15 protein-coding genes and 1 pseudogene are annotated in these 12,799 nt (G+C 67.1%); 9 read left to right on the forward strand and 7 right to left on the reverse strand.

Going from position 1 to position 12,799, the window contains the following annotated elements; genetic code table 11:
• Positions 1-79: 79 nt before the first annotated feature.
• Complete coding sequence (locus QO058_RS18535; RefSeq protein WP_284167743.1) at positions 80-1,486, reverse strand: cytochrome P450; 1,407 nt, start codon at positions 1,484-1,486, stop codon at positions 80-82.
• Positions 1,487-1,717: 231 nt separating this feature from the next.
• Here QO058_RS18535 and QO058_RS18540 point away from each other — a divergent pair, with 231 nt between their 5' ends.
• Entirely contained in the window at positions 1,718-1,999 is a 282-nt protein-coding gene (locus QO058_RS18540) for a hypothetical protein (protein WP_091834565.1), read from the forward strand.
• Between the two features lie 105 nt (positions 2,000-2,104).
• Here the strand turns inward: QO058_RS18540 and cueR are convergent, their stop codons facing one another.
• On the reverse strand, positions 2,105-2,497 hold the full coding sequence (gene cueR / locus QO058_RS18545) for a Cu(I)-responsive transcriptional regulator (RefSeq protein WP_284167744.1): 393 nt from the start codon (positions 2,495-2,497) through the stop codon (positions 2,105-2,107).
• 1 nt (position 2,498) lies between these two features.
• The gene (locus tag QO058_RS18550; protein WP_284167745.1) at positions 2,499-2,783 is read right to left on the reverse strand and encodes a heavy-metal-associated domain-containing protein; all 285 of its coding nucleotides are present in this window, start codon (positions 2,781-2,783) and stop codon (positions 2,499-2,501) included.
• A gap of 181 nt (positions 2,784-2,964) precedes the next feature.
• Between QO058_RS18550 and QO058_RS18555 the strand changes: the two genes are divergently transcribed.
• Positions 2,965-3,702 carry a 2OG-Fe(II) oxygenase gene (locus QO058_RS18555; RefSeq protein WP_284167746.1) on the forward strand — a complete coding sequence of 246 codons (738 nt, stop codon included), beginning with the start codon at positions 2,965-2,967 and terminating at the stop codon, positions 3,700-3,702.
• Positions 3,703-3,711: 9 nt separating this feature from the next.
• Here QO058_RS18555 and QO058_RS18560 read toward each other — a convergent pair whose 3' ends face one another.
• The 4 genes from QO058_RS18560 to QO058_RS18575 form a co-directional block, all read right to left on the reverse strand.
• On the reverse strand, positions 3,712-4,176 hold the full coding sequence (locus tag QO058_RS18560; protein WP_284167747.1) for an NUDIX hydrolase: 465 nt from the start codon (positions 4,174-4,176) through the stop codon (positions 3,712-3,714).
• A 194-nt stretch (positions 4,177-4,370) separates the two neighbouring features.
• Positions 4,371-4,760, reverse strand: coding sequence for a c-type cytochrome (locus QO058_RS18565; protein ID WP_284167748.1), 390 nt, complete (start codon positions 4,758-4,760; stop codon positions 4,371-4,373).
• A 14-nt stretch (positions 4,761-4,774) separates the two neighbouring features.
• Positions 4,775-5,716, reverse strand: a complete 942-nt coding sequence (locus QO058_RS18570; protein ID WP_284167749.1) for an alpha/beta fold hydrolase — start codon at positions 5,714-5,716, stop codon at positions 4,775-4,777.
• 319 nt (positions 5,717-6,035) lie between these two features.
• On the reverse strand, positions 6,036-6,623 hold the full coding sequence (locus tag QO058_RS18575) for a helix-turn-helix domain-containing protein (RefSeq protein ID WP_284167750.1): 588 nt from the start codon (positions 6,621-6,623) through the stop codon (positions 6,036-6,038).
• 136 nt (positions 6,624-6,759) lie between these two features.
• On the opposite strand from QO058_RS18575, the gene QO058_RS18580 reads away from it, so the two are divergent.
• From QO058_RS18580 to QO058_RS18610, 7 genes and pseudogenes are all read left to right on the forward strand, one after another.
• The gene (locus tag QO058_RS18580; RefSeq protein ID WP_284167751.1) at positions 6,760-7,515 is read left to right on the forward strand and encodes an ABC transporter substrate-binding protein; all 756 of its coding nucleotides are present in this window, start codon (positions 6,760-6,762) and stop codon (positions 7,513-7,515) included.
• 117 nt (positions 7,516-7,632) lie between these two features.
• The gene (locus QO058_RS18585; RefSeq protein WP_284167752.1) at positions 7,633-8,283 is read left to right on the forward strand and encodes an amino acid ABC transporter permease; all 651 of its coding nucleotides are present in this window, start codon (positions 7,633-7,635) and stop codon (positions 8,281-8,283) included.
• Positions 8,280-9,011 (forward strand): amino acid ABC transporter ATP-binding protein, encoded by a 732-nt coding sequence (locus tag QO058_RS18590; RefSeq protein ID WP_284167753.1) that lies wholly within the window; start codon positions 8,280-8,282, stop codon positions 9,009-9,011. The genes QO058_RS18585 and QO058_RS18590 overlap by 4 nt, the downstream gene beginning before the upstream one ends.
• Positions 9,012-9,021: 10 nt before the next feature.
• On the forward strand, positions 9,022-10,323 hold the full coding sequence (locus tag QO058_RS18595; RefSeq protein WP_284167754.1) for an NAD(P)/FAD-dependent oxidoreductase: 1,302 nt from the start codon (positions 9,022-9,024) through the stop codon (positions 10,321-10,323).
• Between the two features lie 31 nt (positions 10,324-10,354).
• Positions 10,355-10,903 (forward strand): annotated as a pseudogene (locus QO058_RS31455) (FGGY family carbohydrate kinase); the annotation flags it as partial.
• Between the two features lie 62 nt (positions 10,904-10,965).
• Positions 10,966-11,898 carry a xylulokinase gene (locus QO058_RS18605; protein WP_284167756.1) on the forward strand — a complete coding sequence of 311 codons (933 nt, stop codon included), beginning with the start codon at positions 10,966-10,968 and terminating at the stop codon, positions 11,896-11,898.
• A gap of 121 nt (positions 11,899-12,019) precedes the next feature.
• Entirely contained in the window at positions 12,020-12,799 is a 780-nt protein-coding gene (locus QO058_RS18610) for an SDR family NAD(P)-dependent oxidoreductase (protein WP_284167757.1), read from the forward strand.

Consider the following 12,799-nt stretch of genomic DNA (forward strand, 5'->3'; position numbering starts at 1 on the left):
CGATATCTTTAAAAACGCGGGGTTCATCTTTAATGCTTTTCCGGCAGCTGTGGTTAATTCGCCGCGGTGCGCTGTGTCCCTACCGCGATGAGTGACGTTCCGTCACGCGCATCGGCATCCCGTCACGTGGGCGCAGCGTGATGCGCTGGGTCGGCATCGGGGCCTCCTCGTTCGCATAGTCGAAGCGCAGGCGCCGGAGCAGCATGGCGAGCACGATCACCGCCTCCACCATGGCGAATTGCAGGCCGATGCAGATTCGAGGGCCGGCACCGAACGGCAGATAGGCATAGCGCGGGATGATCTCACGGGCTCCGGGCAGGAAGCGCTCGGGCCGGAAACGATCGGGTGCCTCCCACAACGTCTCGTGCCGATGCAGAAGATAGGGCGAGATCACGACAAGTGCGCCCTTCGGGATGACGCAATGTCCGGCCGCGACATCGTCGGCCAGTGCCGTCCGCGACAGGGATGGGACGGGAGGATAGAGTCGCATCGCTTCCTCGATCACCGCGCGGGTGAGGGAAAGGCGTTCGCCGGACAGGGCTGCGGCGGCGATATCCTCGCCGGCTGCATCGATCTCGGCCTCGAGCGCGTCGCGCACATCCGGTGCGAGCGATACCAGGTAGAGCGACCAGGTCAGGGCGTTCGCGGTCGTCTCGTGGCCAGCGCCGATGAAGGTGACGATGTTGGCGCCGACCTCGGCCTCGCTGAGCCCTGTGCCTGTCTCGGGGTCGCGCGCGGCGAGAAGCGCGTCGAGCAGGTCGGGTTTTTCTGGCTGCCAGCCTGCGTCGGCATGGAGCGCCTGCCGCTCGGCGATGATCGCCTTGACCTGCGCTTCGAAGAAAGAGATCGCCGGCCGTGCCATCCAGCGACCGATGCGCGGCAGCCAGGTCGGCGCGCCGAGCACGTCGAGCGGATCGATCCGGCCTTGTGTCTCGAAATAGCGCGTCAGGGCCTTGCCGAAAGCGTCGGCGCCACCGGCGATCGCGTTCGAAAACATCGTCTCGGCGAGGATGTCGTAGGTCATGCGGGTCATGTCGGTCGAGATATCGACGATGCGGCCGCTGCGCCGGCGCAGCATGCGGGCAACCGTCCGCTCGGCCGGCGCGACCATGCGCTCGGCCAGCGCTGCGACGGAGCGCGGCGTGAACAGCGGGGCCAGCGTCCGCCGCGCCCGTTTCCAGGCTTCGCCCTCGGCCGTCAGCAAGCCTTCGCCGAGCCCGGGCGCCAGGATCGTGCGCTGGAGATCGTCCTTTCGGTAGTTGGCCGCGTTCTCGACGAGCACATGGCGGACCGCGTCGGGGTCGGAGATGACGACGCCGTAGCCGAACAGGCCCTCGCCGGCGACGATCGGCTCGCGGAAGTGCCGCGTGCGCCAGATCGTCAACGGGTTGCGGCGTAGGCGCAGCAGCAGTTCGAGCCGGCCGAACTCGCGTTCTTCCGGAACCGGGGCCGGAGGGCGACGCCGGCGGGAATGAGCGGTCGGCATGGCTGCATCCGCTGCAATCATCAGATCTCTCCTTCGAGCTGAAACCTGTCGGCTCAGGCCGACCCGATTGGAACCGGTCCCGGCGGCGACAGTCTCCTGCCGGTTTCAGGCATTCCGAAGGCGCAAGCCGCGTGCCACTCGATCTGCGATTGTTGCATTGCAGAGAATAATCCGCGCAATCTTGTGCAGTGCACAATAGATGCTATTTTAGGTGTCCAAGGAGCCACCGTGATGCCCGAGTACAAGAATCCTCCCCCGCGCATTCTGCGCCCGCGCAAAGAGCTGCCGACCCTCGAAGAGGCGGTGACGGCGGCGCAGTGCATGAGCGATTCGCCGGAACAGCAGGCCGAGCTCGCCGCCCAGCTGATGGGCGTTACCGTCGCCGAGGTCGTGCCGCTGATCCGCAAGGCCGCGCATCGCACCACCGTGATGACCCCGAACCGCTCCGTCGTCGTGGTCCGTCGGCCGACCCGGACCTTCTCGCCGCGCCTCGCCGAGGCGATGCGTCGCTGACCTGCGCGCTTCGCGCCGCCATCTCCCGATATCGGCGAGCGCCGGAGACCTGGAAGGGCTCCGGCGTTTTGCTTTGTGTTTTACCGTGACGTCTACGCGGTCGGTTCAGTTCCGAGCCCCGATCTCGTCGAGGATCGGGCAGTCCGGCCGCTTGTCGCCATGGCAATGGCTGGCGAGATGGCGCAGCGTCGCCGCCATCGCCTGCAGTGCCGCAGCCTTCTCCTCCAGCTCCGCGACGTGCTTCAAGGCGAGCTGCTTGACGTCGGCACTGGCCCGCGAGCGGTCGCGCCAGAGGGCCAGCAGAGACCCGGTCTCGTCGACCGAGAAACCGAGGCTGCGGGCACGGCGCACGAAGCGCAGCGTATGGACGTTCGGCGCGGCATAGACCCGGTAGCCCGATTGCGAGCGCGCCGGCGGTTCGATCAGCCCGATCTGCTCGTAATAGCGGATCATCTTGGCGCTGACGCCTGAAGCCTCCGCGGCTTGTCCGATGTTCATCCTACCCTCCCAAAAGCCGTGGCCGGCGCTGCCAAAGTAAGGTCCTGCCGCAACGCAAAGCGGCGCAGCCTGAGCACGCTGACACGGGAAAAGCCATGGCCGAGCTGGCGAAGCCCGGCGACATCAAGACGCCCCAGAGCGGGTAGTCGGCGCTCAGCACGCCCGGCACGGAGCGCAGCGCCTTTTCGACCGATCCGACACCGGCCGCGGAGGTCATTCCGTTGGCGGGAATATCGGTCACGCTGGGCCTGCTTGCAGGCACTTCATGCTTCGCATGCATCGTCATGACGCATCACCTTCCTTCTCTCGCTTGGAAGATGGCTACACCTTGCCATCCTGGGAAGGTCAAGCGCTGCCTTTTGGACTGCCGCGGCGGTGCGATCGGCTTCCCAGGCAGAAACCGGGTGTCGCGAGCCACTGCCGATGCGTTTCATCGCTGCGGATAGAACGGGTGAAGGACGTAGAACATGGTGGCGGTGGCGCTTCGTACAGATGGACAGACGACGGATGAGGTCGTGACGGCCCTCGACTGGCGGCGGATCGAGACGGAGCTGGACGAGCATGGCGTCGGCCTGACCGGGCCGTTGCTCGATGCCGATATCTGCGCCGCGCTGCGCGCGCTTTATGTTGAACCGGGGCATTTCCGCAGCCGCATCGTCATGGCGCGTCACGGCTTCGGCCGCGGCGAATACCAGTACTTCGCCCATCCCCTGCCTGACGTGATCGCGGCGCTACGCCCGCTGATCTACGCCCGGCTCGCGCCGATCGCCAATCGCTGGAATGCCGCGCTCGGGATCGACCAGCGCTATCCGGAGGCGCTGGGCGACTTTCTGACGCTGTGCCATGCGCAGGGTCAGGAGCGGCCGACGCCGCTGCTGCTGAAATACGGCGCCGGCGACTACAATTGCCTGCACCAGGATCTCTATGGCGACCTGTTCTTCCCATTCCAGATGGTGATCCTGCTCTCCGAGCCGGATCGGGATTTCACCGGCGGAGAGTTCACTTTGGTCGAGCAGCGCCCACGCATGCAGTCACGGCCCGAGGTCGTACCGCTGCGACAGGGCGAGGCTGCGATCTTCGCCGTGCAGCACCGGCCGGTGCAGGGAACGCGCGGGACTTATCGCGTCAATCTGCGTCATGGCGTCAGCCGGGTGCGCTCGGGCGCGCGCTATACGACCGGGCTGATCTTCCACGATGCGCGGTAAGCGGGACCGTCAGGGCGACTTGAACTTCAGGCCGCGCAGGATCGCGCCCAGGGCCGGCTCGTCGACGAGGTCCGCCGCATCCGCTTGCGTGAACCATTGGCAGCGCCGCTGTTCCTGCTCGGGCCAGGTCGGGAGCTGGTCCTTCACCGCGAGCAGATAGAGCCTGACCTTGCACAGGACGAAATCGCGCGTGCGTCGCTTCCAGTAGGTGTAGCGGCCGACGGGCTTCTTGCCGATCTCGCCGAGGAGGCCGGCTTCCTCCATGGCTTCGCGCGCCGCGGCCTCATAGCCCTTCAGCCCGCGGATCGGCCAGCCTTTCGGCACGATCCAGCGCTGTGTCTCGCGCGTCGTCACGAGCATGATCTCAACGGCGCCGTCCGGCCGGTGCCGATACGGTATCGCGCCGATCTGAACCTTCGGCCCTGCCGCCCGCTTGCCGCTCGCCGCCTTTGCTGTCCTTGCCGACTTCCCCATGCGCCCTCCGGCGGCAGCATATGGTGATTCGGGGGCGGCTCGCCAGTTGATTTTGTAGCCGGCAATGCTTTTTCGCGCGACATGCCGGCTCCCGGCAGGCTCGCAATCGTTGCACAGGCGGGTGTTTCCCGTCCGTGGGTAACGGTGAGCTGGAAGCCGCGGACTGCCGGCCCTGTTCGGCCGACCGGCCGCTTTCAGAGCTTCTTGCCGTCCTTGCCGAACTGCTTGAGGTAGGCGGTGAGGTCGGCGATCTCTTTTTCGTTCTTGATGCCGGCGAAGATCATCTTGGTGCCGGGGATCTTGGCCTTCGGATCCTTGATGTACTCGGCGAAGACCGCCTCGTCCCAGGTGATGCCCGCGCCCTTGTTGGCAGTCGAATAGCTGTAGCCCTCGACCTCGCCGGTATGACGCCCGAACAGGCCGTTGAGCTGCGGGCCGACCAGGTTCTTCGCGCCTTCGCCGATCTGGTGGCAAGCGCGGCACTTGTTCCAGGAGCGCTCGCCGGCGGCGACGTCCTGCGCCGAGGCCGGGGACGCGGCCAACGCGGCCAGGGTGAGCACGGTGGCGCTGGCGATCAGTCTCATCGGGTCGTCTCTCTTCAGCTTAGACTCCTTCCGAGATAGCGCAGCCTGCTTCTTTGGATACGGGGCAGTTCGTCGCGGTGGGTAGCTACAGGCCACCGATCCACTCGGCCACGTTGGCAGTGAACGCATCCGGGCGGGAGATCGGGAAGAAGTGCCCCCGAATCGAGCAGCGTCTTGCGCGCCCCCGGCATGGCGGCGGCGAGCTCTTCCTGCAGGAAGGCCGGCACGATCAAATCGTCGCGGGCGCCGAGGATCAGTGTCGGCAGAGCGATCTCCCCAGCCCAGCCCGCGCCATCGAAGGCGTGCAGTGCATTGATGCGTTCGCGCACCACCTGCTTCGCCTCGGACGTGGCGGGCGCGGCGGCGACGGCTGCCTCGTAGACGCTCCAATGCGCTTCGAGCCAGGTGGGTGGATACGCCATCAGCGCCGCGGTCGCGGCATAGGCGCGCGGGTGCTGGTCGAGGATGGCGAGGCGGGTCTCGAACAGCGCGGTCATGTAGCGGTTCTGCTTCAGCCAGCTGCCACTCAGGATCAGCCCATCGAGCCGCTCCGGCGCCTGGCGGGCCAGCGAGAGGCCGATGCAGCCGCCGGTCGAATGGCCGAGGACAGTGGCGCGTTCGACACCGGCCGCGTCGAGAACGGCGAGGCAGTCCTGGGCCAGCTGGTCGATCGTGCAGGGCGCATTGCCCCGATCGCTGGCGCCGATGCCGCGCTGGTCGAAGCGCAGCACTCGAAAGGAGCGGGCGAGCGTTGCGGCATTGTCGTCCCAGAAGGCCGCGCTGCCCGCCAGCCCGCTCACCAGCAGCAGCGGCCGGCCTTGCCCTTGCGCCAGCGCGCGCAGCATGGCGCCGTCCCGCAAGGGAACCCGGAACTCGCCGTCGACTTCGACCCTGTCGATCGGGACGGGCGCCGTCCCATTCGAAGTATCGTGCTGGTGCGGTCGCGCTTGTGTCATGGCTGTGTTTCCTCTGGCGCGGTGAGGCCGGCCTTCTGTCCAGGAGGGCGGGTGGGATCGTTCAGATCGCGCGGGGTCGGCGCCTTGATCTGGATCACTCGGCCGATGGCCCCCGGCGGTCTGCCCGCGGAACCGAATACGGCGGTCTTGCTGGCGGATGCCCCGGCCATGCCAACCTCCCTCGCGTTTCCCCGCACGAATGATCGTGCCGGGGGGGCGGCATTGTCCAGCCGCCTTTGTTCATGGCGGCATTGGCTTAGACGCAGAACGGAGGGTCTGAAAAGGGCGTCGTTATGCGTCGGGCGCAGGGCGATGTCAGCTACAGGCAGTTGACCCAGAGTACGCGGGTGACGCCGGCGTCGCCATTGGCGAAGCGGTGCGGCCGCGAGGAGAGGAAGCGGAAGCTGTCTCCCTCGCGCATGACCCAGCTTTCGCTCTCGACGCTGAGCAGCATGGTGCCGCTGAGCACGAGGCCGGCTTCTTCGCCATTGTGGATGTAATGCTCGTCGCCGGTGCTGGCGCCGGGCTCCATCTCGACGATGAACAGATTGAGTTTCGAGCCCTCGGCTTGCGGCGTGAGCAATTGCTTGCGGATGCCGGAGCGCCAGAGCTGCAATTCGCCGCGATCCGATTGGCGGACGATGGTCGCGGTCGGGTCGGCGCGCCGCGCGTCCGGAGGAAACAAGTCGGAGATCGCGACGCCGAGCGCATCGGCGACTCCTGCGAGCACCCGCAGCGTCGGCGAGGACAGGCCGCGCTCGATCTGGCTGAGGAAGCCGATCGACAGCCCGGTCCGGCTCGCAAGCTCCTCCAGCGATAATTGGCGCGCACGCCGCAGTTGGCGCAGCCGCGCTCCGATCTCGCGGTCGACATGCAGATGCGGCAGATCGGCGGCAGGCAGGCTCATCGCGATTCCTTCATGGCCTATTTCATGTGCATGAAAATCGCTTGCCGGCAAGATCGTCCTATGCTCGTATCTTCATGCTCATGAAAATACGAGCCGACGCCTGACCGGGCGTACGGACAAATGAGGGGACATTGCCATGGAACGCCGGACCTTCCTGACCCTGCTGGCTGGAGGCGCTGTTGCCGCTTCCGTATCGCCGGCCGCCGCACAGTCCGTCCTCAAGGTCGGCTCGACGCCGACCGGCATGCCGTTCACCTTCCTCGACACCAAGACCAACACGATCGAAGGCGTCATGGTCGACCTGGTTAAGGCGATCGCCGCGGCTTCGGATCTGAAGGTCGAGGTCGAGGGCATGCAGTTCTCGACGCTGGTCGCCTCGCTCACCGCGAGCAAGATCGATCTGATCTCGGCGGCGATGTACATCACCCCGGCCCGCAAGGAGGTGATCGACTTCTCCGACCCGATCTACACCTATGGCGAGGGGCTGCTGGTCCCGGCCTCGGACAAGAAGGATTACGTCGAGCTCGCCGACATGAAAGGCTACACGGTCGGCGCCCAGATCGGCACCGCCTATGTCGAGGCGCTGCAGAAGACCGGCCTGTTCCCCGAGGTGAAGCTCTACAAGACCTCGCCGGACATCCTCGCCGACGTCAATGCCGGCCGCGTCCAGGCCGCCTTTGCCGATGCGCCGATCATGGCCTACACGCTGAAGCAGGGGCAGTTCCCGAACGTCCGGCTGGTCAAGTCCTACAAGCCCATCATCACCGGCTCGGTCGGCATCGGCGTGCGCAAGAGCGACGGCGAGCTGCTGAAGAAGGTCAATGCCGGCCTCGCCAAGGTCAAGTCCGACGGCACGCTCGACAAGATCCTCGCCAAATGGGGCCTGGAATAAGCGAGCTCGAGAGCTGTAGGCCTATGCCCCGGCCGGGTCCAGCGTGATCCGGCTGATGGGCCAAGGCCGATCCATCGCCGCGACCTTCCCGTGACGCCGAGCTCCGATGCAAGCTTTTTGCGTGATGCCGCCCAGTTCCTGCCCCTGCTGCTTCAGGGGCTGAAATTCACGATCCTGGTGACGCTCGGCTCGCTGGCGTTGTCGACTGCGCTCGGCCTGGTCTGGGCGCTGATGCGCGTCTCGGGCATCAGCTGGCTCGTCTTCCTCGCAAAGGCGGTCGTCAATACACTGCGCGGCATCCCGATCCTGGTGCAGCTCTTCTACATCTACTTCGTCTTTCCCGAATTCGGGGTGGCGCTCTCGGCGTTGCAGGCCTCGATCATCGGCCTCGGCATTGCCTATTCGGCCTATCAGTCCGAGAATTTCCGCGCCGGCATCGAGGCGGTCGACCATGGCCAGATCGAGGCGGCCCAGTCTATCGGCATGGGCTGGGGCATGATGATGCGCCGGGTGATCCTGCCCCAGGCGGTCAAGATCGTGCTGCCGCCCTACGGCAACATCATGATCATGATGCTGAAGGATTCTTCGCAGGCCTCGACCATCACCGTGGCCGAATTGACCTTGCAGGGTTCGTTGCTCGCCTCGTCGACCTTCAAGAACATGACGGTCTACACGCTGGTGGCGCTGCTCTATCTCTCGATGAGCCTGCCGCTCATCGCCTTCGTCGGCTGGCTCGAACGCCGCTTCGGCAAGGGAGCCAAGCGATGATCGAGCTCTCCGGAGTCACCAAGAGCTTCGGCGCCCATCAGGTGCTGAAGGGCATCACCGGAAGTGTCCAGCGCGGCGAGGTCGTCTGCCTGATCGGCCCCTCCGGCTCCGGCAAGTCGACCATCCTGCGCTGCATCAACGGGCTCGAAGCCTATGATGGCGGCTCGATCCTGATCGACGGGGCGAGGGTCGACCGTGCCGATCGCTCGATCGTCGGCATTCGCACGGCGATGGCGATGGTGTTCCAGCGCTTCAACCTGTTTCCGCACCGGACGGCGCTCGAGAACGTCGTTGAGGGGCCGATCCATGTGAAGAAGGAGCCGCCGGCGCAGGCACTGGAGCGCGGCCGCGACCTGCTCGCCCGCGTCGGCCTCGCCGACAAGTTCGGCGCCTATCCGGCCCAGCTTTCGGGCGGCCAGATGCAGCGTGTCGCCATCGCCCGCGCGCTCGCCATGCAGCCCAAGGCGATCCTGTTCGACGAGCCGACCTCGGCGCTCGATCCCGAGCTCGTCGGCGAGGTGCTCGGCGTGATGAAGAGCCTCGCCGAGGACGGCATGACCATGCTGGTCGTCACCCATGAGATGGGCTTTGCCCGCGAGGTCGCCGACCGCGTGCTCTTCCTCGATGGCGGCGTCATCGTCGAGGAGGGCGCGGCACGCGAGGTGCTGAGCGCGCCGCGCAACCCGCGCACCCAGGATTTCCTGCGCCGCGTGCTCAAGCCGATCTGAGGAAGTCGCTATGGCCGAACCCTTCCCGCTGCAGCCCTCGCTCTGGCATGCGACTGCGCCAGCTGCAGCCGAGACGCCGCCGCTCGCTGGCGATGTCCGGGCCGATGTCTGCATCGTCGGTGCCGGCTATGCGGGGCTCTCGACGGCGCTGCATCTCGCAGAAAGCGGCGTCTCGGTCGTCGTGCTGGAGGCGCGCGAGCCGGGCTGGGGCGCGTCGGGCCGCAATGGCGGACAGGTCATCCCCGGCATCAAATACGACCCCAGCGAGATCGTCTCCAAATTCGGGGCCGAGGCTGGTGCAGCCTTGGTCTCCTTCGTCGGCTCGACCGCCGATCTCGTCTTCGGGCTGATCGAGAAGCACGGCATGGACGTGCCGCATCGCCGCGCCGGCTGGATCCAGGGCGCCCATACGCCGGCCATGGTCGAGACCGTGAAGCGCCGTGCTGACGAATGGAGCATGCGCGGCGTCGCGGCCCGTTTCCTCGACGCCGATGCAGTCGGTCGTCTGATCGGCACTGACCGCTATCTCGGCGGCTGGCTCGATCCGCGCGGCGGTGGTGTCCAGCCACTCGCCTATGCCCGCGGCCTCGCCCGGGTGGCGCAGAAGGCGGGCGCCGCGATCCACGGCCAGAGCCCGGTCACCGGCCTGCGTCGCGATGGCGGCAACTGGGTCGTGCGCACTGCACAGGGCGCCAGCGTCACCGCCACGCGCGTGGTAATCGCGACCAATGGCTATACCGGCGACCTCATTCCGAAATTGCGCCAGACGGTGATCCGGCCGAATTCCTTCATCGTCGCAACCGAGCCGCTCTCCGATAATCTCGCCGGCACGATCCTGCCCGAGGGGCAGGTGACTTCGGACACCCGCCAGCTCCTGCTCTATTTCCGCAAGGATCACGAAAACCGGCTGCTGATGGGCGGGCGCGGTCCTTTCCGCGAGCCGCGCGATGCCGCCGACTGGGCCCATCTCGAACGTGTCGTCGGCAAGATGTACCCGCAGGCCAAGGGCTTGCGTTTCGACTATCGCTGGTGCGGCCGCGTCGCGCTGACCCGCGATTTCCTGCCGCATCTGCACGAGCCTGAGCCCGGCCTGCTCGTCGACATCGGCTGCATGGGCCGCGGCATCGGCCTGCAGACGGCGATGGGCAAGGCGATGGCCGAATACCTGCACAGTGGTGACAGGACACGCCTGCCCTTCCCGGTCGTGCCGATCACGCCGCTGCCGCTGCACGCGCTGAACGAGCTCTATGTCTCGGCGATCATCGCCTGGTACCGCCTGACCGATGGCGGCATGAAGGACCGCGCCGCTTGACCGGCGCCCGTTCCTGACGCAGGGCGAGGGCATGAGCATCGTTCTCGCCTGCGATCTCGGCGGCACCTCCTTCCGCGCCGCCCTCGTCGATGACACCGGCGCTACCTGCGCCCAGCACACCATCGCCGGGCCGGCGAGCCATGACGACCGCTCGGGCGCTTCGCAAGTCGAGGCCGAGGCCTGGTGGGCCCTTCTTGTCGAGGCCTGCGCCGGGCTGGCGAGGGAAGCGCCGGCGCTGTTCGATGCGGTCGAGGCCGTCGCGATCTGCGGCGTCACCCGCACGCAGATCTTTCTCGATCGCGATGGCCGTCTCTTGCGCCCGGCCATGACCTGGAAGGACACCCGCGCCGACGCGCTCGCGGCTGGCTTGCGCGAGCGGCTCGACCCCGCCCATCCGGAAAGCGCGGCAGTCAACGCCTTCCACCCGCTCGCCCGCCTGGCCTGGCTGTGCGAAAGCGAGCCCGAGGCCTTCGCCGAGCTCGCCTGCCTGCTCGAGCCGAAAGATTATCTGAATTTCCGCCTGACAGGCCGGCAGGCCAGCGATCCGGTCTCGATGGCGCGGCTGCTGGCTGCGGCCGAGTTGGTGAACGGCAGCGATCTGCTGGAGGGGGCCGGCATCCCGGCGTCGATCCTGCCCCCATATTGGAGCCTTGGGAGCAGGTCGGCGGGGTCCAGCTCGGTCTGCCCGCGCCGCTCGACCGCCTTGCCGGCAAGCCGGTCTTCTGTGCCTCCAACGACACCTGGGCAGCGGTGGTCGGCCTTGGCGCCATGCGCGAGGGCTATGCCTACAACATCTCCGGCACCACCGAGGTGCTCGGCGTCGTCGGCCGCGAGCCGGCCCGGGCGGAGGGGCTGCTCACCGTCGATTGGCGCGGTCTGTTCCAGCTCGGCGGACCCAGCCAGACCGGTGCCGACACCGTATCCTGGCTGCTGGCACTGCTCGGACGCGATGGTGCGGCGGTCGGGCAGGAGATCGAGGCGCTGCTGGCCGGCCCGCGCCAGCCGCAGCCGTTGCTCTTCCTGCCTTATCTCCAGGGCGAGCGCGTGCCTTATTGGGATCCGTCCTTGCGTGGAGCGCTCGTGGGACTGAACCGCCGGCATGGGCCGACCGACCTTGCGTTTGCGGTGCTGGAGGGCGTCGCCTGCCTCAATCGTGTCGTGCTGGAGCGGGCCGAAGCCGCGCTCGGCCGGGAAGCGAGCGAAATCCGCTTCGGTGGCGGCGCAGCCGCCAATCCGGTCTGGAGCCAGATCAAGGCTGATCTCTGCGGCCGGCCGATTGTGGTCGCGGCCTCCCGGGAGCCCGGCCTGCTCGGCGCGGCGATCATCGCTTTCGCGGGGCTCGGCCATTTCGCCTCTCTCGCCGAAGCGCAGCAGAGGCTCGTCACTGTCGCGCATCGGTTCGAGCCCGATCCGGCCCGCAAGCCGGCCTATGACGCGCTCTTTGCCCTGTTCCGTCGGGCCGAGGATGCGCTGGCGCCGATCTCGCGCGATCTCGTCGCAGCCGCGCAGGAAGGCGGGGCGCTGGCCGATCTCGCGCGCCATGCGTCACCGGTGGTGAGCCTGCACGCCGATTGACGTTGCGGCTGAGGCGCTTGCGCCTTACCCAGATGGAACCAATCTCCAGAGAGAGGTCCATGCCGCGTTCCTGCCGCGCTGTAGCGTTTCGTCTCTCCCCGGTCGTCGGCAGGGCCGGCTGATGCCGAAGCCCGTCACCCTGATCACCGGCGCTTCTGGCGGCATCGGCAGCGCGCTGGCGATGACGCTGGCACCGGCGCACAGGCTCGTCCTCTCCGGACTGGAGGGAGGCCCGCTGGTCGAACTTGCGGACCGCTTGCAGGCTGATGGCGCCGAAGTCGCGGCCATGACCGGCGATGTCCGCGACCGCAATCTCGCCGGGAGCTTGGTCGAGCTCGCGGTCGAGCGCTTCGGCCGGCTCGACAATCTCGTCACCGGCGCCGGCGCCTCGCGGCCGGTGCCGCTGGTCGAGATGGAGGACGAGGAATGGGACAGGCTCGTCGACATCAACTTGTCGGCAGTGTTCCGCGTTTCCAAAGCCGCCGCCAAGGAGATGATAGCGCAGGGTGAGGGCGGCGCCATCGTCCACATCTCCTCGATCGCCCATAGCAATGGCGGCGCCAACCTTGCCTATGGCTCGGCCAAGGGCGGCGTCGCGACGCTGACCTACGGCATGGCCCAGCAGCTCGGCCGCCATGGCATCCGCGTCAACGCGGTTGCGCCGGGGATCATCGATACGCCGATGGTGCGCGGCGGCTTTGCCAAACAGTTCAATGCGCTGGTCGAGGGCGCCTCGCAGCGCACCCCGCTCGGACGACTCGGCAGGCCGGAAGACGTCGCCGGCGTGATCACCTTCCTGCTCTCGCCGGCCGCGGCCTTCGTCACCGGCGCGCTGATCCCGGTCACCGGCGGCATCGAGATCCTCTCGCCGATCTCGGCGATCGCGACAGGGAACGCCTGA

Origin of the sequence: Bosea vestrisii (assembly GCF_030144325.1) — a bacterium.
GTDB classification, from domain to species: Bacteria; Pseudomonadota; Alphaproteobacteria; order Rhizobiales; family Beijerinckiaceae; genus Allobosea; species Allobosea vestrisii_A.

Excerpts from the sequence above, each read along its gene's own strand:
- QO058_RS18535 (WP_284167743.1), bottom strand. The coding sequence starts at position 1,486 with ATGCCGACCGCTCATTCCCGCCGGCGTCGCCCTCCGGCCCCGGTTCCG.
- QO058_RS18540 (WP_091834565.1), top strand. The coding sequence starts at position 1,718 with ATGCCCGAGTACAAGAATCCTCCCCCGCGCATTCTGCGCCCGCGCAAA.
- cueR (WP_284167744.1), bottom strand. The coding sequence starts at position 2,497 with ATGAACATCGGACAAGCCGCGGAGGCTTCAGGCGTCAGCGCCAAGATG.
- QO058_RS18550 (WP_284167745.1), bottom strand. The coding sequence starts at position 2,783 with ATGACGATGCATGCGAAGCATGAAGTGCCTGCAAGCAGGCCCAGCGTG.
- QO058_RS18555 (WP_284167746.1), top strand. The coding sequence starts at position 2,965 with ATGGTGGCGGTGGCGCTTCGTACAGATGGACAGACGACGGATGAGGTC.
- QO058_RS18560 (WP_284167747.1), bottom strand. The coding sequence starts at position 4,176 with ATGGGGAAGTCGGCAAGGACAGCAAAGGCGGCGAGCGGCAAGCGGGCG.
- QO058_RS18565 (WP_284167748.1), bottom strand. The coding sequence starts at position 4,760 with ATGAGACTGATCGCCAGCGCCACCGTGCTCACCCTGGCCGCGTTGGCC.
- QO058_RS18570 (WP_284167749.1), bottom strand. The coding sequence starts at position 5,716 with ATGACACAAGCGCGACCGCACCAGCACGATACTTCGAATGGGACGGCG.
- QO058_RS18575 (WP_284167750.1), bottom strand. The coding sequence starts at position 6,623 with ATGAGCCTGCCTGCCGCCGATCTGCCGCATCTGCATGTCGACCGCGAG.
- QO058_RS18580 (WP_284167751.1), top strand. The coding sequence starts at position 6,760 with ATGGAACGCCGGACCTTCCTGACCCTGCTGGCTGGAGGCGCTGTTGCC.
- QO058_RS18590 (WP_284167753.1), top strand. The coding sequence starts at position 8,280 with ATGATCGAGCTCTCCGGAGTCACCAAGAGCTTCGGCGCCCATCAGGTG.
- QO058_RS18595 (WP_284167754.1), top strand. The coding sequence starts at position 9,022 with ATGGCCGAACCCTTCCCGCTGCAGCCCTCGCTCTGGCATGCGACTGCG.
- QO058_RS18610 (WP_284167757.1), top strand. The coding sequence starts at position 12,020 with ATGCCGAAGCCCGTCACCCTGATCACCGGCGCTTCTGGCGGCATCGGC.